Origin of the sequence: Pseudomonas sp. TMW22090, assembly GCF_022496665.1 — a bacterium.
GTDB classification, from domain to species: domain Bacteria; phylum Pseudomonadota; class Gammaproteobacteria; order Pseudomonadales; family Pseudomonadaceae; genus Aquipseudomonas; species Aquipseudomonas gregormendelii.
The window spans coordinates 950,266-972,998 of sequence record NZ_SCFH01000001.1 but is presented as its reverse complement, the minus strand read 5'-3'; the positions used below and the strand labels follow the sequence as shown (position 1 = coordinate 972,998).

General features: G+C 62.0%; 18 protein-coding genes. 8 read left to right on the top strand and 10 right to left on the bottom strand.

The genetic code is table 11. From position 1 onward, the window contains the following. Positions 1-88: 88 nt before the first annotated feature. Both EQV97_RS04545 and phaC read right to left on the bottom strand, forming a co-directional pair. Positions 89-1,234, bottom strand: coding sequence for a PatB family C-S lyase (locus EQV97_RS04545; protein ID WP_240888510.1), 1,146 nt, complete (start codon positions 1,232-1,234; stop codon positions 89-91). 90 nt (positions 1,235-1,324) lie between these two features. Beyond that, a complete protein-coding gene (gene phaC / locus EQV97_RS04540; protein ID WP_240888509.1) occupies positions 1,325-3,028 on the bottom strand; it encodes a class I poly(R)-hydroxyalkanoic acid synthase in 1,704 nt (567 codons plus the stop codon). A 316-nt stretch (positions 3,029-3,344) separates the two neighbouring features. Between phaC and EQV97_RS04535 the strand changes: the two genes are divergently transcribed. Continuing rightward, complete coding sequence (locus EQV97_RS04535; RefSeq protein ID WP_122839767.1) at positions 3,345-4,382, top strand: AraC family transcriptional regulator; 1,038 nt, start codon at positions 3,345-3,347, stop codon at positions 4,380-4,382. A gap of 15 nt (positions 4,383-4,397) precedes the next feature. Here EQV97_RS04535 and EQV97_RS04530 read toward each other — a convergent pair whose 3' ends face one another. After that, complete coding sequence (locus EQV97_RS04530; protein WP_240888508.1) at positions 4,398-6,221, bottom strand: DUF3141 domain-containing protein; 1,824 nt, start codon at positions 6,219-6,221, stop codon at positions 4,398-4,400. Between the two features lie 254 nt (positions 6,222-6,475). On the opposite strand from EQV97_RS04530, the gene EQV97_RS04525 reads away from it, so the two are divergent. Continuing rightward, positions 6,476-7,045: a TIGR01841 family phasin gene (locus EQV97_RS04525; RefSeq protein ID WP_240888507.1), complete on the top strand. Its 570-nt coding sequence runs from the start codon at positions 6,476-6,478 to the stop codon at positions 7,043-7,045. Positions 7,046-7,080: 35 nt separating this feature from the next. Here the strand turns inward: EQV97_RS04525 and phaR are convergent, their stop codons facing one another. From phaR to EQV97_RS04495, 6 genes are all read right to left on the bottom strand, one after another. After that, a complete protein-coding gene (phaR, locus tag EQV97_RS04520; RefSeq protein ID WP_122839770.1) occupies positions 7,081-7,629 on the bottom strand; it encodes a polyhydroxyalkanoate synthesis repressor PhaR in 549 nt (182 codons plus the stop codon). Between the two features lie 96 nt (positions 7,630-7,725). Further along, complete coding sequence (locus EQV97_RS04515; RefSeq protein ID WP_240888506.1) at positions 7,726-8,994, bottom strand: OprD family porin; 1,269 nt, start codon at positions 8,992-8,994, stop codon at positions 7,726-7,728. A gap of 127 nt (positions 8,995-9,121) precedes the next feature. Further along, complete coding sequence (locus EQV97_RS04510) at positions 9,122-10,894, bottom strand: acyl-CoA dehydrogenase C-terminal domain-containing protein (protein ID WP_122839772.1); 1,773 nt, start codon at positions 10,892-10,894, stop codon at positions 9,122-9,124. 63 nt (positions 10,895-10,957) lie between these two features. After that, positions 10,958-12,628, bottom strand: coding sequence for a cation acetate symporter (locus EQV97_RS04505; protein ID WP_122839773.1), 1,671 nt, complete (start codon positions 12,626-12,628; stop codon positions 10,958-10,960). Continuing rightward, on the bottom strand, positions 12,628-12,954 hold the full coding sequence (locus tag EQV97_RS04500; protein ID WP_240888505.1) for a DUF485 domain-containing protein: 327 nt from the start codon (positions 12,952-12,954) through the stop codon (positions 12,628-12,630). Before EQV97_RS04500 ends, EQV97_RS04505 begins: the two co-directional genes overlap by 1 nt. A gap of 112 nt (positions 12,955-13,066) precedes the next feature. Then, positions 13,067-14,689, bottom strand: a complete 1,623-nt coding sequence (locus EQV97_RS04495) for an acyl-CoA synthetase (RefSeq protein ID WP_122839775.1) — start codon at positions 14,687-14,689, stop codon at positions 13,067-13,069. Positions 14,690-14,919: 230 nt separating this feature from the next. Here EQV97_RS04495 and EQV97_RS04490 point away from each other — a divergent pair, with 230 nt between their 5' ends. From EQV97_RS04490 to EQV97_RS04475, 4 genes are all read left to right on the top strand, one after another. Then, complete coding sequence (locus EQV97_RS04490; RefSeq protein ID WP_240888504.1) at positions 14,920-17,196, top strand: PAS domain S-box protein; 2,277 nt, start codon at positions 14,920-14,922, stop codon at positions 17,194-17,196. Between the two features lie 4 nt (positions 17,197-17,200). Continuing rightward, on the top strand, positions 17,201-17,836 hold the full coding sequence (locus EQV97_RS04485; protein WP_122839777.1) for a response regulator transcription factor: 636 nt from the start codon (positions 17,201-17,203) through the stop codon (positions 17,834-17,836). A 67-nt stretch (positions 17,837-17,903) separates the two neighbouring features. Then, on the top strand, positions 17,904-19,004 hold the full coding sequence (locus EQV97_RS04480; RefSeq protein WP_240888503.1) for an AI-2E family transporter: 1,101 nt from the start codon (positions 17,904-17,906) through the stop codon (positions 19,002-19,004). An 83-nt stretch (positions 19,005-19,087) separates the two neighbouring features. Further along, positions 19,088-19,813: a glycosyltransferase gene (locus tag EQV97_RS04475; protein ID WP_122839779.1), complete on the top strand. Its 726-nt coding sequence runs from the start codon at positions 19,088-19,090 to the stop codon at positions 19,811-19,813. Here EQV97_RS04475 and EQV97_RS04470 read toward each other — a convergent pair. After that, positions 19,807-20,268 carry a hypothetical protein gene (locus EQV97_RS04470; protein ID WP_225569793.1) on the bottom strand — a complete coding sequence of 154 codons (462 nt, stop codon included), beginning with the start codon at positions 20,266-20,268 and terminating at the stop codon, positions 19,807-19,809. The genes EQV97_RS04475 and EQV97_RS04470 overlap by 7 nt on opposite strands. Positions 20,269-20,603: 335 nt before the next feature. Between EQV97_RS04470 and EQV97_RS04465 the strand changes: the two genes are divergently transcribed. Beyond that, positions 20,604-21,533 (top strand): ZIP family metal transporter, encoded by a 930-nt coding sequence (locus tag EQV97_RS04465; protein WP_240888502.1) that lies wholly within the window; start codon positions 20,604-20,606, stop codon positions 21,531-21,533. Between the two features lie 23 nt (positions 21,534-21,556). After that, positions 21,557-22,678, top strand: a complete 1,122-nt coding sequence (locus EQV97_RS04460) for a carboxylate-amine ligase (protein WP_240888501.1) — start codon at positions 21,557-21,559, stop codon at positions 22,676-22,678. Positions 22,679-22,733 lie beyond the last annotated feature (55 nt).

Below are 22,733 nucleotides of genomic sequence, written 5' to 3'. Positions count from 1 at the left end.
AGCACTAGGCGAGGTTCTGCAGGGTGGAGGGCCAGCAGCTGGCGAGATTCTGTGGGAGCAAAGCTTGCTCCCACAGTTGATCAGTTGATCAAGTGTTGAGGCTGCGCTCCATCCGGGCAATACCTTCTTCGAGCAACGAACGCGGGCAGCCGAAGTTGAGGCGCACGAACTGTTGGTGGTCGTCGCCAAAGTCCAGGCCTGCACTCAACCCGACCTTGGCCTGCTGCAGGAAAAACTGCTGCGGATCGGCCAGGCCCAGCGCCGAGCAATCGAGCCAGGCCAGGTAGGTGCTTTGCGGCACGTTCATGCTGATACCCGGCAGGCGCGTGCGAACGGCGTCCACCAGCCAGTCGCGGTTGGCCTGCAGGTAAGTCTTGAGCTCGGCCAGCCAGGGTGCGGCTTCGCTGTAGGCGACGCGCGTGGCTTCCAGCCCCAGCGGGTTGACGCTGTCGACCATGCCGCAGCGCGCGTGATTGACCTGAGCACGCACGGCCGCGTCCTCAATGATCATGAACGAGGTCTTGAGGCCGGCGATGTTGTAGGCCTTGCTCGCCGACATCAGGGTGATGGTGCGCCGGGAGATGGCCTCGCTCAGGGACGCCGTGGGCACGTGCACCCGACCATCAAAGCACAGTTCGGCGTGGATCTCGTCGGAGATGATCCAGGCGTCCTGCTCCACGCAGATGTCCGCAATCGCTTGCAGTTCATCGCGTGGAAAAGCTTTGCCCAGCGGGTTATGCGGGTTGCTCAACAGCAGGGCGCCGCCACCCTGAAGTGACTGGCGCAAGCTGTCCAGGGGCGTGGTGAAGGTGCCATCGGCCTGCAAGTCGAATCCCAGTTCAACCTTGTTCAGCCCCCAGTGGCCCGGTGCATGGCGCAGCGGCGGGTAATTGGGCACCTGCACCACGACATTCTGCTGCGCCTTGACCAGCGCTTTTAATGCCATGTTGAAACCCGACTCCACGCCCGGCAGGAACACCAGGGCCTGAGGATCGACGCGCCAGGCATATTTGTGCCACAGATCGGCAACGATGGCCTGGCGCAGATTGTCCTGGCACACGCTATAGCCCAGCAGCGGATGCTCAAGGCGCTTTTGCAGCGCCTGGATGATCACCGGCGGCGCGGCAAAGTCCATGTCGGCGACCCACATCGGCAATACATCGTCGGGGTAGCGGCTCCATTTGGTACTGCCGGTCGCGTGGCGGTCGTGGACCTGATCGAAATCGAAAGTCATGCAGGTGCTCATAAAAGGCAGGGGTGGTAAGGCGCCCATGATAAACGCCCGACCCTCATGCAGGCGAGCCCGGGACGCCTTTGCCTGCCATCACTGCATCACATAGCGCCCCGGGGCCGGCTCCAGTGGCGGGTATCGGGTATTACCCATCTGCTGCATCGCCGGCTCGCGCTCGGCGGATTGATCAGCCAGCCAGGCAAACCAGTCGTTCCACCAGCTTCCGGGTTGCTGCTGCGCATTGTCGAACCAGACGTCAGGGTCGCTGGTGATCTGCTCGTGAGTCCAGTAGTGGCGTTTTTCACGGGCCGGTGGGTTGATCACGCCCGCAATATGGCCGGATGCCCCCAACACGAATCGGGTGGGGCCGCTGAGCAATTGGGTGCTGGCGTAGGCGCTGCGCCACGGCACGATGTGATCGTCGTGGGTCGCGAGGATGTAGGCGGGCGCGTCAATCGCGCGCAGGTCCAGCTTAACCCCGCAGCAGTCCAGTTCGCCGGACTTGAGGTCGTTTTGCAGATAGGTATGCCGCAAGTACCAGCAGTACATGGGGCCAGGCAGATTGGTGCTGTCGTTGTTCCAGAACAGCAGGTCCAGGGCATTGGGTTTCTGGCCCTTGAGGTATTTGTCGACGTTGTAGTTCCACCACAGGTCGTTGGGGCGCAGCAGCGAGAAGGTGTTGCCCATGTCTTCGCCCTTGAACAGGCCGATCGGGCCGTTGCTGCCGCCAATGGTGCGCTCGCGGTAAGCCACCAGTTGCTCGTCGACGAATATGTCGATGGGGCCGGTGTCCAGGTAGTCGAGGAAGGTGGTGAGCAGGCTCACGCTGGCGATCTCCTTGTCGCCGCGCGCCGCCAGCACCGCCAGCGCCGTGCTCAGCAAGGTGCCACCGATGCAAAAACCCACGCAATGGGGCCGCTGCTCGCCGCTGATCTCACGGGTGACCTGCAGCGCCTTGATGATGCCGGTGTCGATCAGGTCGTCCCAGGTAGTGCCGGCCTGCGCCTGGTCGAAGTTGCGCCAGGACATCAGGAACACCGGATGGCCTTGCTGCAGCAGGTGACCGACCATGGAGTTGTCTGGGCGCAGGTCGAGGATGTAGAACTTGTTGATCGACGGCGGGACGATGAAGACGGGGCGGCGGTAGCCGGTTTGTGCTTGCGGGTAGTACTGGATCAGCTGGTACAACTCGTTCTCGAACACCACCTCACCCGGCGTGTTGGCCAGGTCGACGCCTACCTGGAATGCATCGCGGTCGCACTGGCGCATCTTGCCTTCCTGCAAATCACTTGCGAGATGCAGCAAACCTGTCAGCAGGCTGCTGCCCCCGGTCTCGACCACCCGTTGCAGCGCGTCGGGGTTGCTTGCCAGGCAATTGCTCGGCGCACCCGCTGCGATGGCTTGCTCCACCAGATAGAGCAGGCGCTGGCGCGGCTTCCTGGTTTCGATCGGCAATTGTTCAAGCAGCTTGAGCAGGAAGCCGGCGTTGAGCAGGTAAAACGCTGCGAGGGAGCCATACAGCGGCTGGCTCCAATTGTCGCTGGCGAAACGCCGGTCCTCGAAACTGAAGGGCTGCCCGCTCAGCACCCGCTGGCCGAGTTCGGCCCATTGCTGCTGGTAGTCGGATTGGAGGGTGTCCAGCGTTGCCCGAGGCAGGTCGAACCAGGCGTGGTAATCCTGCCCGGTGAACCAGGGATTGGTGCTGACCCACAGGCGCAACTGTTGCAGTGCAAAATTGGCGATAAAGGGCACCTGGCCGGACCAGTAACTGTTGAAGGTTTGCGCTTTGCTGTCCATTAATTTCCACCCATGACAGTCGTGAACAACGCAATACGACCAAGCGACTTCCTGACGTCCGTTGCTTTTATTGTTTTGCGCTGCAAGATGGAGGATTGTTGGTGATGGGCGGGGCGTGCGGAAGTGTTGCGAGGTGACTGTCTGGTGTCCAACGATGCCAAGCAGCCAAGTGGTGTTGCCGGCGTTAGCGGCCAGGCCCGCGAGGTTGCGGTCAAGGATCAATGGTTCGCAGAAACCGACGTAGATCAATACCTCCAACCAGGCCGCCGCTTATCATCCCTTGAAAGCGGCCAGTACTTACGTCATCGAGAATGCTATGTACAGAATGAGCTCGGGCTATGCCAATGTGCTGGTCAATACGCTCTCGGCCGAGGGACTCGACGTTGCCAGCCTGTGCCAGGTCGCCGGGCTGGACATGACCCTCGCCAGTGTCCCTGGAGCGCTGTGCGAGCGCCGGGTGATTTATCGCCTGTGGCAACTGGCGGCCCAGGCTGCTGCGGACCCGGACATCGGCCTCAAGGCCTACGGGCATTTTCATCCCGGCAGCTTCCAGATAGTCGGCTACACCATGATGTCCAGCCTTAACCTCAAACGCGCCCTTGAGCGCCTGGTGCGATTCAGCCCATTGATCGGTACGGGCTTCAGTCTGTTTTTCGTCCCGGAGCAGGGGCACTACCGCCTGGCTTCCCTCGATCATCAACAGTCCGGCTCGATCAAGCCCCGGCAGTACGCCGATGCCGGTCTGGCATCATTGCTCGGCATTTGCCGCTGGCTGGGTGATGGCAAATTACCGCAACCGCTGAGCGTGGAGTTCAGCTATCCCGAACCCGAGGACACCCGCGAACATAAGCGCCTGTTTGGCTGCGACCTGCAGTTTGGCTCGGCTTACGACAGCATCCTGTTCGACGGCCAGGAGCTGCTGCGGCCATTGAGCATGGCCAACGAAGCGTTGGCGGTGTTGCACGACAGTTTTGCCGAGGCGCAACTGGACCTGCTGTTCGGCTTCACCATCGTCGGCAGGATTCGCGCGCTGATCACCGAGCGTTTGAGTCAGGGGCAGGGGCTTTGCGATATGGAATCCATTGCGGCAGTGCTGAATGTCAGCAAGCGCACCCTGCAACGGGTCCTGGAAAAGGATGGTACGCAATTCAAGGATGTGCAGAATGCAGTGCGCCGACAATTGGCGGATTTCTACCTGCGTCACTCCCACTTCAATATGAAGCGTGTGGCCTATCTGCTGGGTTTTCATGATCACAGCAGCTTCAACAAGGCTTGCAGCCGCTGGTTTGGCATGACACCGGGGCAGTACCGCGCCGATGAATCGTTCGAGATCGAGCAAGCCGCGCCGGTCTGACGCGGCCCTGGTGCGTCAACGATTGCCGAGCAGGCCATTAAGGGCGCCATACACCCCGTAGAAGCTCATTTCCTGGGCAGCATCACGCTGGTCGCGATAGCCGTTCAGGGCATCCTGCAGTTGATCCGAATACAAATCCTGCCACGCCAGCAACGGGTTGTTCGCACGGACACACTGGCGATCCCGGCGGGCCTTGGCCGCGCCTGCCGCCACCCACCACAGGGCAGGGTTGAGGCTGCTCCAGAGCAATTGCTGCTGATGAAAAGGATGGGCACGGCGGATGAGTTCGGCGCCGGGTTCGTTGATCAACTGGCGCAGCCACGGACGAACGCAGGCATCGTAGAGGCTGTTGTTGAAGGTCGAGGCGCGTTCGACCAGGGCGAATTCGCGATCGTCAGCCTGCGGTGTTTCAACATCGCCATGAATGTCGGCGATCCTGCGCGGTTCGAAGCTGACGCGATAGGGACTCGGCGCATCGTCTGGCAGGTCCTCGATCAACATTTCATACAGCCCAGGGGGCAGGGCATTGATGGTATCGACCGCTCCCAGCAGTTCGCGGTGCTCGCGCCGGGCCACTTCGCCGGAAACAAAAATGCCCAGGTGCCCGATGCTGGCATGGCGCAGGTAAACGATAGTGCGCCCGGCGTCGTCCAGGGCAAGATCGCTGGGATAGAGATCGGTGATCCAGTCCAGTGCCTGTTGCGGCGAAGTGATGTTGTCGCCACAGGAGCAGAAGACCACCACCGGCACTTCGATGCGCTTGAGGTCCAGGCCATTGCTTTTGCGCCCGACGCCACCGGACAGCTGATTGCCGATGAACAGTTGGTCAACGATCATCTCGATTTCTTCGCCGTTGAGCAGGGTCGGGCTGCCCCACCAGCGTTCAAAGTCGAGGAAGCGCTCGGCCTCGCCATCGACTTCGCTGAACAGGTGATAATACTTGCCCCACCAGGCATTGGCCGGGTCCAGGCTTTCGAAATTGCTCACCAGCCAGGCGCCGTCGAAACGCGAGTTGCCCAGGTCACTGCCCAGGCGCGCCATCCAGCCACCGCCCAGTAGCCCGCCGCAGTAACGCAGCGGATTGCGCCCATGGGTGCCAGCCCAATAGGACAGCGGCGCGCCATTGATGATGATCAAGCCCGGCAGCTCCGGCCTGGAGGCCGCGAGGCTCATTAAGGCCCAGCCCGCCTGGCAGTTGCCGATGACCACCGGCTTGGCACTCTCGGGGTGTCTGGCGCTGACCAGCTCGATGAATTGCGCTTCGGCCTGAACGATGTCTGCCAGGGTTTGCCCGGGGCTTGGCGCATGACTGAACGAGATGAAGTAGGTGGGGTGACCGGCGCGCAGGCTCTCGCCGATCAGCGAATCCTGTTTGAAGCCGCCAATGCCCGAGCCATGGCCGCCCCGCGGATCGATAATCACCACTGGCTGCTGCTCAGGGTCGCTTGCTGGTGCCGATGCATCGACGATTTTGAGCAGCGAATAGTTGACCGGGCGGGGCAGTTGCTCGCCGGCCTGTAGTACTTCGTACTCGAACTTGAGCAGCAGTGGATGCCCGGCGCGTTCGTGAGCCAGGGTGTTGTCGCCGCGCTGGCGCAAGGTATCCCAGAACAACAGGCTGCGTTGGCCAAGGTCGGTCAGGTAGTCCTGCCAGTCGGCGGCCGAGGGCTGCCTGAGTTGTTCCAGCCGTGAGGACGCCAGGGTGCTGGCCTGGCGCGCGTTCACGGCGCCCAGCACATTGTGCAGGTTGAGCTGCTGCAGTTGACTCAGGTGATCAAACAGACCGGGCGCTGCTGCAAGGTCTTTATCGTGCGCTGCAATATTTCCTGCCTGGTTCATGGTGTGCTCCTGCCGACCTGCATGAAGAGCGCCCCGAAAACATTACTGTGATTATTGCGGGCTTGTGAGAAGCGCTCAGTGGCTGGAGTCTATCGTCAAAACACTCAAGGTCACCACGATTTATTGTGCGCCGCACAAAATACTCATTGCCAAACAGATTTGTGCACTGCAATATCGCCTCTATCGCGATGACTGGCAGGATCGCCGTCGCGCCCTTGGCCCTCTCAGGGCTTTCAGTACCAGGAGATTCCAGCATGTCTTTTTTCAACCCGGAAAAACTGCAAACCGCCCAGAAAGCCAACCTCGACCTTTTGCAGCAGATCAGCGGCAAAGTCTTCGCCAGCGTCGAGCAGCTGAGCCAGTTGCAGTTCAAGGCCCTGCGCGACTCCACCGAGGAACACTTCGAAGGCGTTCGCAAGTTGCTGGCTGTGCGTGATCCTCAGGGTTTTGCCGAGCTGCAGGCTTCGTTGACCCAACCAAGTGCCCAGGGCGAACGCCTGGCCGAGTTCAACCGTCAGGTCCAGGCGCTGATCGTCGACACCCAGTCGGACATCGCCAAACTGACCTCCAGCCAGGTCGAATCCGGCACCCGGCAGGTTGAAGAGTTCGTGGAAACCTTGAGCAAGAACGCGCCAGCGGGTTCGGAACCGGTAGTTGCCGCATTCAAGTCGGGCCTGGCGAACGCCGGTACGGTCTTTGAAAGCGCACAAAAAGCCGCTAAGCAGGCGGCCGATGTGGCTCAGAGTGGTTTCGAGGCCGCGAGCGCAGCGCCGGGAAAAGCCACACCAGAAGCCGGCGGCAAGGCTACCACCGGTAACAAGTAAGTCAGTTCAGGCCAGCTGCACCGATGGCGACGGGTTTATTCCCCGTCGCCATTTTTTTTCGGGCCGCCTTTGGCATCCGGCGTTGCGCCAAACATGCCAAACAGATTCTGGGTATTGAGGTACAGCGCCTTGGACTGATCGACATACTGGCGCATCAAGTCCTGCATCACCGGAGCCTGCTGGTGCATGAAGGTGCTCCAGGCTTCGGAAGACTGCGCGCCCGTCTGGGACTGGATGTCGATAACGGTCTGGATGCTCTTGTCCAGGTAACTGCCGAGCACACCCTGATAGGGCCCGTAGAACTGGATAATGCCCATCAGCATCTCGCTGGTGAAGATCGGCTCGCCACCGCTTTCAGCTTCCAGGATCACCTGCAGCAGGATGCTGCGCGTCAGGTCTTCGCCGCTTTTGGCGTCGACAACCTGGAACGGCACCTTGTCGACGACCAGTTGACGAATGTCCGCCAGCGTCAGGTGACTGCTGGTGTGGGTGTCATAGAGTCGGCGGTTGGGGTACTTCTTGATCAGGCGGGGGGTGATATCGGTCATGCGGGGCGTCTCGCGGCGAGCCTGGTTTGCAGGCATCTTATCCTACTCTCATCGCCAGTGCCCTCGAGAGCGCCTTTACCAGCCGGTGCGCCCCCGTTAAATCGTCCCCACAGGGTGGGGACGAGGCATTGCTTACCAGATCGGCAGGGTATAACTGACAATCAGACGGTTTTCATCCAGGTCACTGCCAAAGTTGGTCGAGCGCACTGTCGCGTTGCGCCATTTCAGCCCGACATTCTTCAGTGGCCCACTCTGCACCACGTAGCCGATATCGGTATCGCGCTCCCATTCCTTGCCTTCAGGCCGGTTGTTGCCCAGGTCGATGTCCGAGCCGGTGAGGTAGCGGGTCATGAAGGTCAGGCCGGGAATACCCATGGCCGCAAAGTTGTAGTCGTAGCGCGCCTGCCAGGATTTTTCGTCCTTGCTGGCGAAATCGCCGATTTGCACGAAGTTCACCAGGAACGCGTCGGTGCCGTTGATGTAGGCATAACCGGTGTCGCCGCTCATGCTCTGGTAGCCGAGGCCAAAGGCATTTCCGCCCAGGGTGTAGGTGAACATCGCGCCCAGGGCATTGTTGTCGACATTGCTGCCGCCGTCGTCGGTGGAGCGGGCGAAGCGCAGGTCGGTTTTTAACGACTGGCCCACGGTGATCGGCAGGACGTACGTCAGGTTGACCAGATGCTGGCTGTAGAAATTATCCAGATGACCGTAGCTGTAGCCGGTGGCCAGATCAGGCGTCCATTTGTAGTTGAGGCTGGCGAAGTCGAAGCTGTCGCTGGCCAGGTGGCGAGTAATGATGCCCTTGGCGCCCGTACGGGTGATGCCCATGTCCTCGTAGTTCGAGGAATCACGTTGATTGACCTGGGTCAGGCGCCCGGCGTCTGCGGTCAGGCCCTGGATGTCCAGCGAACTCAACTGGCCGCCCTGGAAGGTCTGCGGCAACAGGCGTGAATCGTTCGCCAGCACAGTTGGCAACTTGGGCAACAGTGTCCCCAGTTTCAGTACACTTTTTGCCGCGCGAACCTTGGCCGTCAGGCCCACTTCAGCGTACTCGTCATGGGCGCCCTGGCGGGTATCGGCATGGCGCTTGAGCAAGCCGGAGCTGGCACGATCAGGGCTGGAATCGAGCTTGATACCGAGCAGGCCGATGGCGTCGAACCCGACGCCAATGGTCCCGGCAGTGAAGCCCGATTCGAAGCGCATCAGGAAACCCTGGGCCCATTCCTCTTGCTTAGATTGCGCTGCATTGTCCTGGCGAAAGTCGCGGTTGAAGTAAAAATTGCGCAATTCCACGCTGGCTTTGCTGTCCTTGATGAAATCAGCGGAAGCGGGGGCCGAGAGGCTGATGACGCCACCGGCCAGCAGCAGTCGGGTCGCGAGATTGCAGGTGTGACGATCCATGGTGAAGCCCCTTTGTTTTTATTATGAGAAATCGGATCTGGCGACCCTCGCCGAGCTGGCGAGGGCTGCTGAATAAAAAACGCGACGCCTGAAAGAGAGGAGCAAGGCGCCGCGCGCGGTTCAATCGTTAGAACTGCTCAGCCGTGAGGCCGTAGAGCGAGGCGCTGCCGGCGCGTATGGACTGCTCAAGGCTCAGGATGCGCGGCAGCAGGCGGTGGATGTAGAAGTCGGCGGTGGCGATCTTCGCGCCGTAGAACGCCTCATCGGTGTTGCGCTGCTTGCCGGCCACGTGCGCCATGCGCGCCCACAGCCAGGCATAGGCGACGTAACCGAACAGGTGCAGGTACTCCACCGACGCGGCGCCGACTTCGTTGCGGTTGGTCTCGGCCCGGTCCTGCACCCAATCACTGAGGTTTTCCAGGCGCCGTACCGCATCCAGCAGTTGTGCCGCGTAGGGCGCGTCGGGCTGGTCCGCGAAGCGGCGGATCTCGTCAGTGAACTGGCGCAGCACCACGCCATGATTGGCCACCACTTTGCGCCCGAGCAGGTCAAGCGCCTGGATGCCATTGGTGCCCTCATAGATCTGCGCGATGCGCACGTCGCGAACCAATTGCTCCTGACCCCACTCGCGGACGTAGCCGTGGCCCCCGAAAACCTGTTGTCCGTGAATGCAGCTTTCCAGGCCGCTGTCGGTGAAAAACGCCTTGGCCACTGGCGTCAGCAAGGCCACCAGGTTTTGCGCACTGTCGCGCTCGCTGGCATCGTCGGAGAACTTTGCCAGGTCCAGTTGCTGTCCCACGTAACTGGCGAACGCCCGGCCACCTTCGGTCATGGCTTTCATGGTCAACAGCATGCGACGCACATCCGGGTGGACGATGATCGGGTCGGCCACCTGGGTGGGGGCCATGGCGCCGGTAGGGGCACGGCTTTGCACGCGCTCGCGGGCGTAGGTCACCGCGCTCTGGTAGGACGCTTCAGCACAACCGATGCCCTGGATGCCGATCGACAGCCGTTCGTAGTTCATCATCGTAAACATGGCTGCCAGGCCTTTGTTGGCCTCGCCCACCAGCCAGCCGCTGGCGCCGTCGAAGTTGATCACGCAGGTGGCCGAAGCCTTGATGCCCATCTTGTGTTCGATCGAGCCGCAACTGACGGCGTTGGCGGCGCCGAGGGAGCCGTCGGCGTTGACGCGAATTTTAGGCACCACAAACAGCGAGATGCCTTTTGGCCCGGCGGGTGCGTCTGGCAGCTTGGCCAGCACCAGGTGGATGATGTTTTCGGTCAGGTCCTGGTCGCCGCCGGTAATGAAGATCTTGCTGCCGGTGATCTGGAAACTGCCGTCGGCCTGCGGTTCGGCGCGGGTGCGGATCAGGCCCAGGTCGGTGCCGGCGTGGGCTTCGGTCAGGCACATGGAGCCGGCCCAGCGACCTTCGTACATGGGCGGCAGGTAAAGGTTTTTCAAGGTGGCGCTGGCGTGTGCATCCAGCGCCAGGCAGGCACCGGAACTCAGTGCCGAGTACAGGGCGAAGCTTGAGTTGGCACCGTAGAGCATTTCCTCGAATTGCACGGCGAGCATCTTCGGCATGCCCATGCCGCCGAACTCGGTGTTTCCCGACAGGCCCACCCAGCCCCCTTCGATATAGGTGGCGTACGCCTGTTTGAAACCGATCGGCGTGCTGACCTGGCCATCCTGCCACTGGGCGCCTTCTTCGTCGCCGCTGCGATTAAGCGGTGCAATCAGATGCGAGGTGACCTTGGCCGCTTCCTCGAGAATGGCATCGGCGGTGGCGGCGTCGACGTTATCGGCCAGGGCTGGCAGGCGCGCCCACAAGGCCGGGGCTTCGAACACTTCATGCAGCACAAAGCGCATATCGCGCAGCGGAGCTTTGAATTCGGGCATTACGTGAACCTCACAGGGTTAGGCGATGGGCGCGTCCCGTCATGGACGGGCGCGCCCGGTCAATCAGTGGCTGGACGCGCTGGCGGCACCCAGGCCGGTCTGGGCCCGGACAAACTGGTCGGCGTAGGCATCACGCTCTTTGCCGGCCCGCACGCTGCGGTCGAGTTTCGACACCACGACGATCACCAGGAACGCCAGCGGCATGGAGAACAGGGCAGGGTGGTCGTAGGGGAAGATGGCGTGGGCATGGCCCAGCACGGTCACCCAAACGGCAGGCGACAGGATCACCAGTACCAAGGCGCAAATCAGACCGGCAAACCCGCCGATGATCGCGCCTTTGGTGGTCAGGTCTTTCCAGTACATGGCCATGATCAGCACCGGGAAGTTGGTCGACGCGGCGATGCCGAACGTCAGGCCGACCAGGAACGCGACGTTCATCTTCTCGAACAGGATGCCCAGCAGGATTGCGATGATGCCAAGGCCGACGGTGGCCATGCGGGTAACGCGCATTTCCTGTTTCTCGGTCGCCTTGCCTTTCTTGAAGACCGTGGCGTAAAGGTCGTGGGAGATTGCCGAAGCACCGGCCAGTGCCAGGCCGGACACCACCGCCAGGATGGTGGCGAAGGCCACCGCCGAGAGGAAGCCGAAGAACAGGTTGCCGCCCACTGCCTTGGCCAGGTGCATGGCAACCATGTTGCCGCCACCTATCAGGGTGCCGCCGACTTCGCCGTTGACGTAGTACTGCGGATCGGTGCCGATGATCACCATCGCGGCGAAACCCAGGGTGCAGACCACCAGGAAGAAGAAGCCGATGAAGCCCGTTGCGTAGAACACCGACTTGCGTGCTTCCTTGGCATTGGGCACGGTGAAAAAGCGCATCAGAATGTGCGGCAGGCCGGCAATGCCGAACACCAGGCCAAGGGACATGGAGGCGGTGTTGATCGGGTCGGCGAGCATCGAGCCTGGGCCCATGATGTTCCAGCCGCTGGCATGTGCCTCGACCGCCCGTGTTGCCAGGGCTTCATAGCTGAAGCCGAACTGCGACATGGCCATCACCGCCAGGGTCGTTCCGCCTGCGAGCAGCAACACGGCCTTGATGATCTGTACCCAGGTGGTGGCGATCATGCCGCCGAAGATCACGTACACCAGCATCAATGCACCGACGATCACCACGGCCACCGGGTAGTCGAGACCGAACAGCAACTTGATCAACTGACCGGCACCGACCATCTGCACGATCAGGTAGCAGCACACCACGGTCAGCGAACCGAACGCGGCAAAGATCCGTACTTTGTTCTGGTCCAGCCGATAGGAAACGATGTCGGCGAAGGTGTAGCGCCCCAGGTTGCGCAAGCGCTCGGCCATCAGGAAAGTAATGATCGGCCAGCCGACAAAAAAGCCGATGGTGTAGATGAAGCCATCATAGCCCTTGGCAAATACCAGGCTCGACAGCCCCAGCAGCGTGGCTGCAGACATGTAATCGCCGGCAATCGCCAGGCCGTTCTGGAAGCCGGTGATGCCACCGCCTGCGGTATAGAAGTCAGAGGTGGATTTAGTCTGGCGTGCGGCCCACCAGGTGATCGCCAGCGTGCCCAGGACGAATACGAAGAACATGCCGATCGCATGCAGGTTCAGTGGTTGCTTTTCGGCGACGCCGGTCAGCGGCGCGGCCAGTGCCAGGCTCGCAGGCAAAAGGCCGGCGGCGGCAATCAGGAAGTTACGCAGGGTGCTCATTACTTGCTCTCCTCGAGAATGGCTGCGCCCAGCGCATCGAAGCGGGTGTTGGCGCGGTACACGTACCATCCCGTCAGCAACCAGGAAAACACTATGATCGCTGCGCCTACCGGCATGCCCAGCGTCATCATGCGGTGCTCGGCGAGCGGGGCGTGCAACCACTGCGGGAAGAACGCCACCACCGCCATGAACACGTAGTAGGTGCCCAGTACCGCCGCACTGAGCGACCAGGCCAGGCGTGAACGGCTGTTGACCAGCTGCAGGAATTTCGGGTTGCCGCGAATGCGTTCACAGCGCTGGGTATCGGTTGAATGGATGTCGTTCATGGGAAGCTCCACCTTGTCTTGTTGTTATCGGTGTGAAAGGCCAAATTCGGCCTGCACGAGCCCGAGGCGGCAGGAAATCGACCTGCCGCCTGAGGGGTAGTGCTGGTTCGGGTTAGAGTGCCTTGGCCCTGTCGCGCAGGACGTACTTCTGGACCTTCCCGGTCGAGGTCTTGGGCAGCAGGGTGAAGATCACCGTGCGCGGGACTTTGAAACCGGCGAGGTGTTCGCGGCAGAAACTGATGATGTCGGCCTCGCGCACATCCTGGTAATCGGCCTTGAGCGTGATGAAGGCGCAGGGGGTCTCACCCCATTTCTCATCAGGACGCGCAACGACTGCTGCTTCCATTACGCCCGGATGGCGATACAACACGCCTTCCAGCTCGATGGTGGAAATGTTCTCGCCACCGGAAATAATGATGTCCTTGAGCCTGTCCTTGATCTCGACGTAGCCGTCGGGATGACACACCGCCAGGTCGCCGGTGTGAAACCATCCACCTTCAAATGCCTCGGCCGTGGCCGTCGGGTTTTTCAGGTAACCCTTCATCACTGTGTTGCCGCGCATGAACACCTCGCCGATAGTCTGGCCGTCGCGCGGAGTCGGTTCGAGCGTTTTCGAGTCGCCGACCATGACCCCTTCCAGCGTCGGGTAGCGCACGCCTTGGCGGGACTTGATCTGCGCCCGTTCGTCCAGGGGCAGTTCATCCCATTCGGCGTGCCAGGCGCAGAGCGTTACCGGGCCGTAGGTTTCGGTCAGGCCGTAGACGTGTGTGACCTTGATGCCCATCTGTTCCACTGCACCGATGACCTTGGCCGGCGGTGCCGCGCCGGCGACCATCGCATTGACCGGATGATCAATCGCGGCCTTGGCCGACTCTGGCATGTTCACCAGTGCGTTGAGCACGATCGGCGCACCGCACAGGTGAGTGACCTGATGTTCGCGGATCAGGGTGAGGATTCGTTGCGGGTCGACCCGACGCAGGAACACGTGCACCCCGGCCAGGGCGGTGATGGTCCAGGGATAGCACCAGCCGTTGCAATGGAACATCGGCAGGGTCCAGAGGTACACCGGGTGATTGCCCATGGCCCAGGTCATCTGGTTGCCCAAGGCGTTGAGATAAGCCCCGCGATGGTGGTAGACCACCCCCTTGGGGTTGCCGGTGGTGCCGGAGGTGTAGTTCAGCGAGATGGCTTGCCACTCATTGACCGGCCATTTCCAGTCGAACGCCGGATCGCCTTCGGCCAGCAGCGCCTCGTAGTCCAGGTCGCTGACGGCCTGGCCTTCGCCGTATTCCGGGTCGTTGACGTCGATGACCAGCGGCGGATGGTCGAGCATGCCGATGGCGGCGTGGATCACGTCATGGAATTCCCGGTCGGTGATCAGCACTTTCGCTTCACCGTGCTGGAGCATGAACGCGATGGCTTCGGCGTCCAGGCGCACGTTGAGGGGGTTGAGCACAGCACCGATCATCGGCACCCCGAAGTGCACTTCAAGCATCTCGGGGATGTTTGGCAGCATCACCGCCACCGTGTCGCCCTTGCCGATACCGCGCCCGGCCAATGCCGACGCCAGGCGCCGGCAGCGGGTGTAGGTCTGCGCCCAGGTGCGGCGGATCGAACCGTGGATCACGGCAGGGTAGTGGGGATAGATGTTGGCAGTGCGCTCGAGAAAGCTGAGCGGAGACAAAGCGATGTGATTGACCGCCGAAGGGCCTAGCCCTTGTTCATAGATCGACATGTTCGGGTACTCGGTGGCTGATTGTTAGCTCTACAGATGGCTCGTCGGCGTCGCCGCCGCGTGCATCTTTTATGTCTGGTTTGCTTTATATAACATTCATCCATCGGTATGGAAGTACAACCTATAGCGTATAGTACATGTACTATACAGCATTCATCCTGCTCCAAATGAATGCCGCCGGGTCGCCAGTGCCGGTATATCCTTGGACGCCACCCCAATGCGGACCCGCGATGACCCCGACTCCTGTTCGACTGCACAGCTGGTTGCGCCTGCAACGCGAGGGCGTGCCGATGGCTGCCCGCGCCGACGCCTTGTGTCGGGCCCTGCAAGACTGTCCCGAAGTGCGGCGTGCGGTGTACCTGAGCTGGCAACCGCTGGCCGGCATTTACAGCCATGAGGGCGGCGCCCAGCATTTCCCGCCGGGGCAGGGCGATCCGGTGCTGGCCAGTGACCGGCTGCTGTTCGAGACCCTGACGGCTGCCGGGCGCCTGGACCTGGCGCAAGTGCGTCGGCTCGATTGCTGGTTGGCCGGTCGCTTGCGCCGCGCTGCCATCAGCCACGGCCAGGTGTTCGACCTGGCATTACAGCCGGGGCAGGCCGGGTTGCTGCTGGTGGAAGTCTGCGAAGGGGTGAGTTTTGACTGGCTGGGTTGGGTTCGCGACTTGCTGACGACCCTGCTCAGTAGCGTCAACGGCATGTTGCGTGGCTCGCCGCTATTAGGCCACGACCCACAACCGGGCCTGCTGCTCGATGCCCAGGGCCGTCCGCAGGAATTTAATGCGGCGCTGCTGGCCCTGCTGGCGGAAAAACCCCTGACCGACGTGCTGGGTTTTCTGCCGGTCAACCATCGGGTGCTGGTGCGCGCCTGTCTCGACCAGCAGCGCGCCATCGAAGGCGTCGAAGCCCAGTTCGAGGACCAGGTGCTGATCTGGACCTTTATTCCAGACCCTCAGGACAACCGCGTGCTCGCCCGTTGTCGCGACGCCACCGTGCAGGTGCTGGCTGAGCGAGAGGCCGCCACGGCGCGCCGCCTGTACCGGCTGATCATCGAAAACACCACCGACCTGATTTCCCGGCACTCCCCGGACGGACGCTTTCTGGATGCCTCGCCCGCGTCCTGGACCCTGCTCGGCTACTGGCCCGAAGAACTGCGCGGGCAAATGGCCCAGGGCCTGTTCCACGGCCAGGACCTGGCGAGCCTGGTGCAACGGGCGCGTGACGCGCTGGAGCAGGACGGTTATCACACCATGACCTATCGGATTCGTCATCGAGACGGCCACTACCTGTGGTTCGAAACCGCAAGCCGGGCCATCCGCGAGACCTACACCGGCACCGTCGTCGAAGTGGTCAGCGTCTCCCGTGACATCACCGCCCGGGTCCAGGCCGAAGAAAACAATCGCCGCCTGGCCGAAGTGGTCGAAGCCAATACTGACCCGGTGCTGTTCATCGACCCCGATGGGCACGTCACCTACCTCAATCCCGCTGCGCGTCGCATCCTGGGCATCAACCCGCCACAACCGATGCCGTCCATGGAGGACCTGTTTGCCAGCGCCGACCTGCTGCGCCTGCAACGCCAGGGCTGGGCCGCTGCCGAGCGTGATGGCGTGTGGAGCACCGATGCCCGGCTGCTGCCCCCGGCCGGGGGCGCGGGTGTTCCGGTATCCCTGGTGTTGCTGGCCCATCGCGCGGCGGGGGGGGAGCGTTATTACTCACTGGTGGCGCGGGACATGACCGAACGCGAACTGCGCGAGACCCAGCAGCGCCGCCACCAGGACGAACTGGCGCACACGGCGCGGCTGGTCACCCTGGGTGAACTGGCCTCTGGCATCGCCCATGAAATCAACCAGCCTCTGGCCGCGGTGGTCAACTATGCCAACGCCAGCCAACGTTATCTGCAGTCCCTGGGCTCCAATCCCCAGGCTGCCGAACGCGTCGCCCAGGGGCTGGAGCGCATCACCCACCACGCCACCCATGCCTCCGAGGTGATCCGTCGCCTGCGGGCCTTCCTGCGTAAGGGCCAGCGCCGCATGCAAGCCCTGGACATCGCCGATGTCGCCCGCGAGGCGGTGCGCTTGTGCGCCTGGGAAGCGAGCAATTGCCAAGTGACAATCGAGGATCGGCTGCCGGATAATCTGCCGCCAATTTATGCCGACCGCGTATTGCTCGAACAGGTCCTGCTCAACATTCTGCGCAATGCCATCGATGCCAATCGCGAACAACATCCCGGCCAGCCTTCGCTGATCGTCATGGCCGCGGGACTGTGCGGCAGTGCGACTGTGGAATTCAGTGTGCAGGACCAGGGCCCGGGGGTGAGCGAGGCACAACTTGAGCAGATATTCACGCCGTTCTACACCAGCAAGGCCGATGGCCTGGGTCTGGGCTTGTCCATGAGCCGCAGCATCATCGAAGGCTTCGGTGGGGCGCTGCAGGCCAGGCGCCAACCCCGCGGGCTGCTGATGATGTGCCGCTTGCCGCTTGCCGGCCCGACCAAACAACAACAGGAATAACGCAATGGCAGCTGTGATGGAGCACGTGGTGTACGTGGTCGACGATGACCAGGGGATGCTCGATTCCACGGTGTGGCTACTTGAATCCGTTGGCCTCAAGGCCTTGGCATTTACCAGCGGGGTTGCCTTTCTTGACGCCTGCGATGCCAGCCTCGACGCCTGCGTGCTGCTTGACGTGCGCATGCCGGGGATGGGCGGCCTGAACGTGCAGGAAGAAATGCGCACCCGAGGCCTGAACCTGCCCGTGATCTTTGTCAGCGGCCACGCCGACGTGCCGATCGTGGTGCGCGCCTTCAAGGCCGGCGCGCACGATTTCATCGAAAAGCCCTACAACGAGCAGTTACTGCTGGACAGCGTGCAACAAGCGCTCAGCAACAGCGCCGTGAACCGTTCCGGGGTCCAGGGCCATGATGCCCTCAAGGCGCGACTGCTCACGCTCACCCCACGCGAGCGCGACGTGCTGGTGCCACTGGTGCAAGGCTATACCACCCGGGAAATAGCCGAGCAACTGGGGGTCAGCGCCAAGACCGTCGACCTCTACCGATCCCGCGTGATGAAACGCATGCAGGCCACCACCTTACCTGACCTGGTCGGCATGGCCATCGCGGCCGGGCTGGTCGATCCCCTGAAACTACGCTGACCTCTCACACCGCCCACTGTGGGTCTATGCTGAGCGAACCCTATTCGCCACCAGCATGGAGCCATCAATGGTGCCCACCCCGATAAACGAGAAGGCGCTGACCCGCACCCTGCTCGACGTGCTGATTCGTGCAGGGTTGATTACCGTCCTGGTGCTGTTCTGCTTCGAGATCTTCAGGCCGTTCCGCGACCTGATGCTGTGGTCGCTGATCCTGGCGATCACTCTCTACCCGCTGCAGACGCGGTTGATGAGGCGGGGCGGGCACAAGCCGGGGCACGTCGCGACCCTGCTCGTGCTGGCCGCGATCGTGATCCTGATGGTGCCGATCTACCTGTTGGGCACCTCCATTGCCGACTCAGTCGAGCGAGCGATGGTGCTGGTCAAGGACGGCGCCTTCCATGTGCCGCCGCCGAATGCCGCAGTGGCCGACTGGCCGCTGGTGGGCAAGCCGCTGACGGAACTCTGGCTGCAGGCCTCCACCAACCTGCCTGACCTGACCGCCAAATACCTGCCGCAGATCAAGCATTTCAGCCTCGGTTTATTGAGCAAGCTGGCCGGGGTCGGCATGGGTTTCCTGATGTTCATTTTCGCCCTGATCATCGCCGGAATTTTCATGGCGTACGGCGAAGGCGGCAGCCGCAGCGCGGTGCAGATCGCCGCGCGGGTTAGCGGCCCGGCCAAGGGCCCGAAAATCGCTTTGCTGTGCACGGCGACGATTCGCGCAGTGGCCCTCGGCGTGGTGGGCATCGCTTTTATCCAGATGCTGCTGGTGGGGTTGGGTTTTGTCTTCAAGGGCGTGCCCGGTGCCGGCCTGCTGGCGTTGGCGGTATTGCTGCTGGGCATCATGCAGCTGCCGGTGACCCTGATCACGCTGCCGGTGATTGCCTTTGTGCTCACCACCGAGGGCGCGAGCACCGGGACCATCGTCTTTGCCATCTACGTGTTCGTCGCCGGACTGGTAGACAACGTGCTCAAGCCTTTGCTGCTGGGGCGCGGCGTCGATGTACCGATGCCGGTGATCCTGATCGGCGCCCTGGGCGGCATGGTGTCCAACGGGATCATCGGGTTGTTCGTCGGGCCGGTAGTGCTGGCAGTGGGGTATCAACTGTTCTGGCAGTGGGTGCAGGACCGACCGGACCCAGAGCAGCAACAGGGGCCGCTGGCCTGAGGCTGTACATTCTTTAAACCTTCTGATGACGCGAAGTGTCGATAACTGCAGAGCCCACACTTCGCCCATCCGAGGGAACGCCAATGATCGGTGTTGTCATACCCGCCCACAACGAAGAACAACACATCAGCGCTTGCCTGGCGTCCATCCTTGTGGCGGCACGCCACCCGCAGTTGCAGGGGCGCGAAGTCAGCATCCTGGTGGTGCTGGACGACTGTTCGGATGCCACCGGCACGCGGGTGCGCGCCATGGACGTGCCGACACTCGATGCCTCTTTCAGGAACGTCGGCAAGGCGCGGGCGACAGGGGCCGAGGTACTGCTGGAGGCGGGTGTGCAATGGCTGGCGTTCACGGATGCCGATACGGTTGTACCAGCCGACTGGATCGCCCGGCAACTCGACTGCATGGCTGACGCCGTGTGCGGCACGGTTGAAGTGGACAACTGGGATGAGCACGGGGAGGGCGTTCGCAGCCGCTACCTGGAGCGCTATCAGTTCATCGAGAATCACCGGCATATCCACGGCGCGAACCTGGGGCTGAGCGCTGCCGCTTATAAAAGCGCCGGTGGCTTTCAACACCTGGCTGCCCACGAAGACGTACACCTGGTGGCCGACCTTGAGCGCATCCGTGCGCGTATCGTCTGGACCGCGTCCAACCCGGTGGTGACCAGCGCGCGCAAGGATTACAAATGCACCGGCGGTTTTGGCGAGTACCTGGCATCGCTGGGCCAAGCCCTGGGTGCGGCGGCCTGCAACCACCCGCCAGCATCGATGCGCTGCCCTGAAATGGATGTGCAAACGCCTCAGTGACACGCGTCGCTGACGGCTTTCGCGGCGCGGCGCAACTCCTGTTTGACGTCCACCGGGATTCGCTGGCGCACCAACCGCTGCTCCAGAAACGCCTGGTCACCCCCTGTCCCCACTTGCGCGTCGATGGCTGCCCCCTTGGCCTCCAGGGCTGCCGCGTGCGCGTCGATCACGGCATCGACCTCGGCATCATTACGGGCTGCATCGAGTCGCTCGATCAGTGCCGCCACTTCATCGGCTTCAGCCTTGGCATAAGCTTCCACGGTCAAGCCGGAGGCGAGCGCCCGTGCGCGGATCTCAAGGTTCTTCATGGTCTGCTTGGCGTCTTCGCAGAGTGCCGCTTGCTTGCGGCTGTCGGCGACTTGCCAATGAATCAATTGAAAGGTCAGGACGCCGACCATGGCAAGCACCAGGCCACTCAGCAGCAACGCGATCTTGAAGTTAGGGTGTGCCGTCATGGCTCGTCCATGGTTGGGTCTTTAGCGGGCGCTGCAAATAGATTAGAGGGGCGATTGAAAGTTTGCATTGAGTTACGCAACTACCGACGACTGACCGCAATCGAGTGGATAGTTGCCGCCGGTCGCCAGCCATCAATCTTTATCAAATTATCCCACGGGCAATTGCTTCAGATATCTGTGGGCGGCGCATTCGGTGAGTCACCGGATGAGTCAACTCAGGTGGCCACCACCAGTGCCCTTTCTTTTGAGCAGGGAGCGCTGCGCAGCTCAAAACAGTTGCTACCTGTCGCCTGCCGGGCGCCCAATAAGCGGGCCAACCATCGATAGGAGTTTTTATGTCCGATCCCGTCTCGTCGAGCAGCAGCGCTTCGCGCTCCTGGCTTGAATTGGCCCGTGGCAGCAGTTGGTCGGGGGTGCTGTTCTGGTTGACGTTGATCGTCGTGACCTGCCTGCTGCTGTTCAGTGGCTACAGTGCATTGACCGAAGCCGACTCGGACGTTCTGCATTACGCCATGCTGGGCGGCACCGCCGGATTTGCCGCTACGGCACTGGGCGCATTAATGGCACTGGTACTGCGGGACGTCGCGGTCCGTACCCAGGACATCATGCTCGGCTTTGCGGCGGGAATGATGTTGGCGGCCAGCTCCTTTTCGCTGATCCTTCCAGGCATCGCTGCCGCTGAAGCCATCACCGGCAGCAAACTGGTGTCTGCCGCGGTGGTGGTGCTGGGCATGGGGCTGGGCGTGGCCTTGATGGTCGGCCTGGACCGTTTTGTGCCCCACGAGCACCAGAAAAGCGGTCGGCGCGGCCCCGAGGTAGAACGCCTCAACCGGGTCTGGCTGTTTGTCCTGGCCATCACCCTGCACAACTTGCCCGAGGGCATGGCCATCGGCGTCAGTTTCGCGGACGGCGACATGAAGGTGGGTTTGCCCCTGACCACGGCCATCGCCATCCAGGATATTCCCGAAGGGCTTGCCATTGCGCTGGCGCTGCGGGTCACAGGTATCTCGGCTTTGAAGTCGGCCCTGGTGGCGATAGGTTCCGGGCTCATGGAGCCGTTGGGCGCGATCATCGGCCTGGGCGTTTCATCGGCATTCGCCCTCGGCTATCCCGTAGCCTTGGGTCTGGCGGCCGGGGCGATGATCTTCGTGGTGTCCCACGAAGTGATTCCCGAAACCCACCGCAACGGCCATGAAACGCCAGCTACGCTTGGGTTGATGATGGGCTTTGGGGTGATGATGTTTCTTGATACCGCGTTGGGGTAAGTCCCGGCAGGCAGGGAGGCTTGATGAACAGTGAGATCAGGTTCGGGATCGAAGAGGAATATTTCATCACTGACCTGGAAACTCGATGCATGGCCGGTCAGCCGCCTGCGGCCGCTATCGAGCAATGCAGCAAGGCGTTGGATGGCTGTTTCGCCTACGAGATGTTCCAGGGGCAAATTGAAGTCGCTTCGCCGATCTTCACGGGCCTGTCCCAGGCCGCCGGCTATCTTGCAGCGGCCAGAAGTAAGCTGCGCGGCGTTCTGAAGCCTTTTGGCCTGGGACTGGTCAGCGCCGGCAGTCATCCCCTGGCGGATTGGCGGGCGCAACAGGCCACAGTACAGCCGCACTTTTGCCAATTGTTTGAAGACTTTCAATGGGTCGCCAGACGCAGCCTCTGGTCGGGCCTGCATGTGCACGTGGAAGTGCCGGCAGCGGTGGATCGCGTTCAAGTGATGAACGAGGTATTACCCTGGACGCCTCTGTTGCTGGCACTGAGTTGTTCCTCGCCGTTTGTTGAAGGCGCCGACAGCGGCTTCGCCAGTTACCGCCAGACAGCATGCGATGAGTGGCCGCGAATGGGTGTGCCGGAATACTTCGAGGACCAGCAGGCCTATGACGCTTACGTCAATTGGCTGCTGGGCAATGGCTCGATCCGCCAGGCCAGTGAATGCTGGTGGGGCGTGCGCCCGGCCATGTGTTACCCAACGCTGGAATTACGCATGACCGACGCCTGTCCACGGCTTGCGGACACCCTGTGTATTGCCGCCTTGTTCCGCCTGTTAGTCGCCTGTGCCATCGAGCAGGCGAGCCCCGGGGCGAGTTACTCGCCAACCTCGCGCCGGGTGGTCCAGGAAAACCGCTGGCGGGCGAAACGATTTGGTATCCATGGGGCGTTCATCGTGGAGGGCTTTGATCGGGCATTCTCTGCCAGGCAATGGCTGTTGCGGGCCGAGCAGCTGTACGGCGACGCGGCGCAGCAGCTAATGATGCCCGATGTGTTCGCCCAGGCGCGGAGCATGCTCGACGAAGGCACCAGCGCCGACCGCCAACGTCGTGTTTACCGGCAAACCTTGCAAGTCGGCGCAGATGCCAGTGCAGCGCTGGTAGCCGTGGTCGATCATCTGCTGGCAGACGCCGCCAGATAAGCGCGGGCTCGCTCGGGAAACACTGCATGACGCCGCGGTCATTCAGGATGCGAGA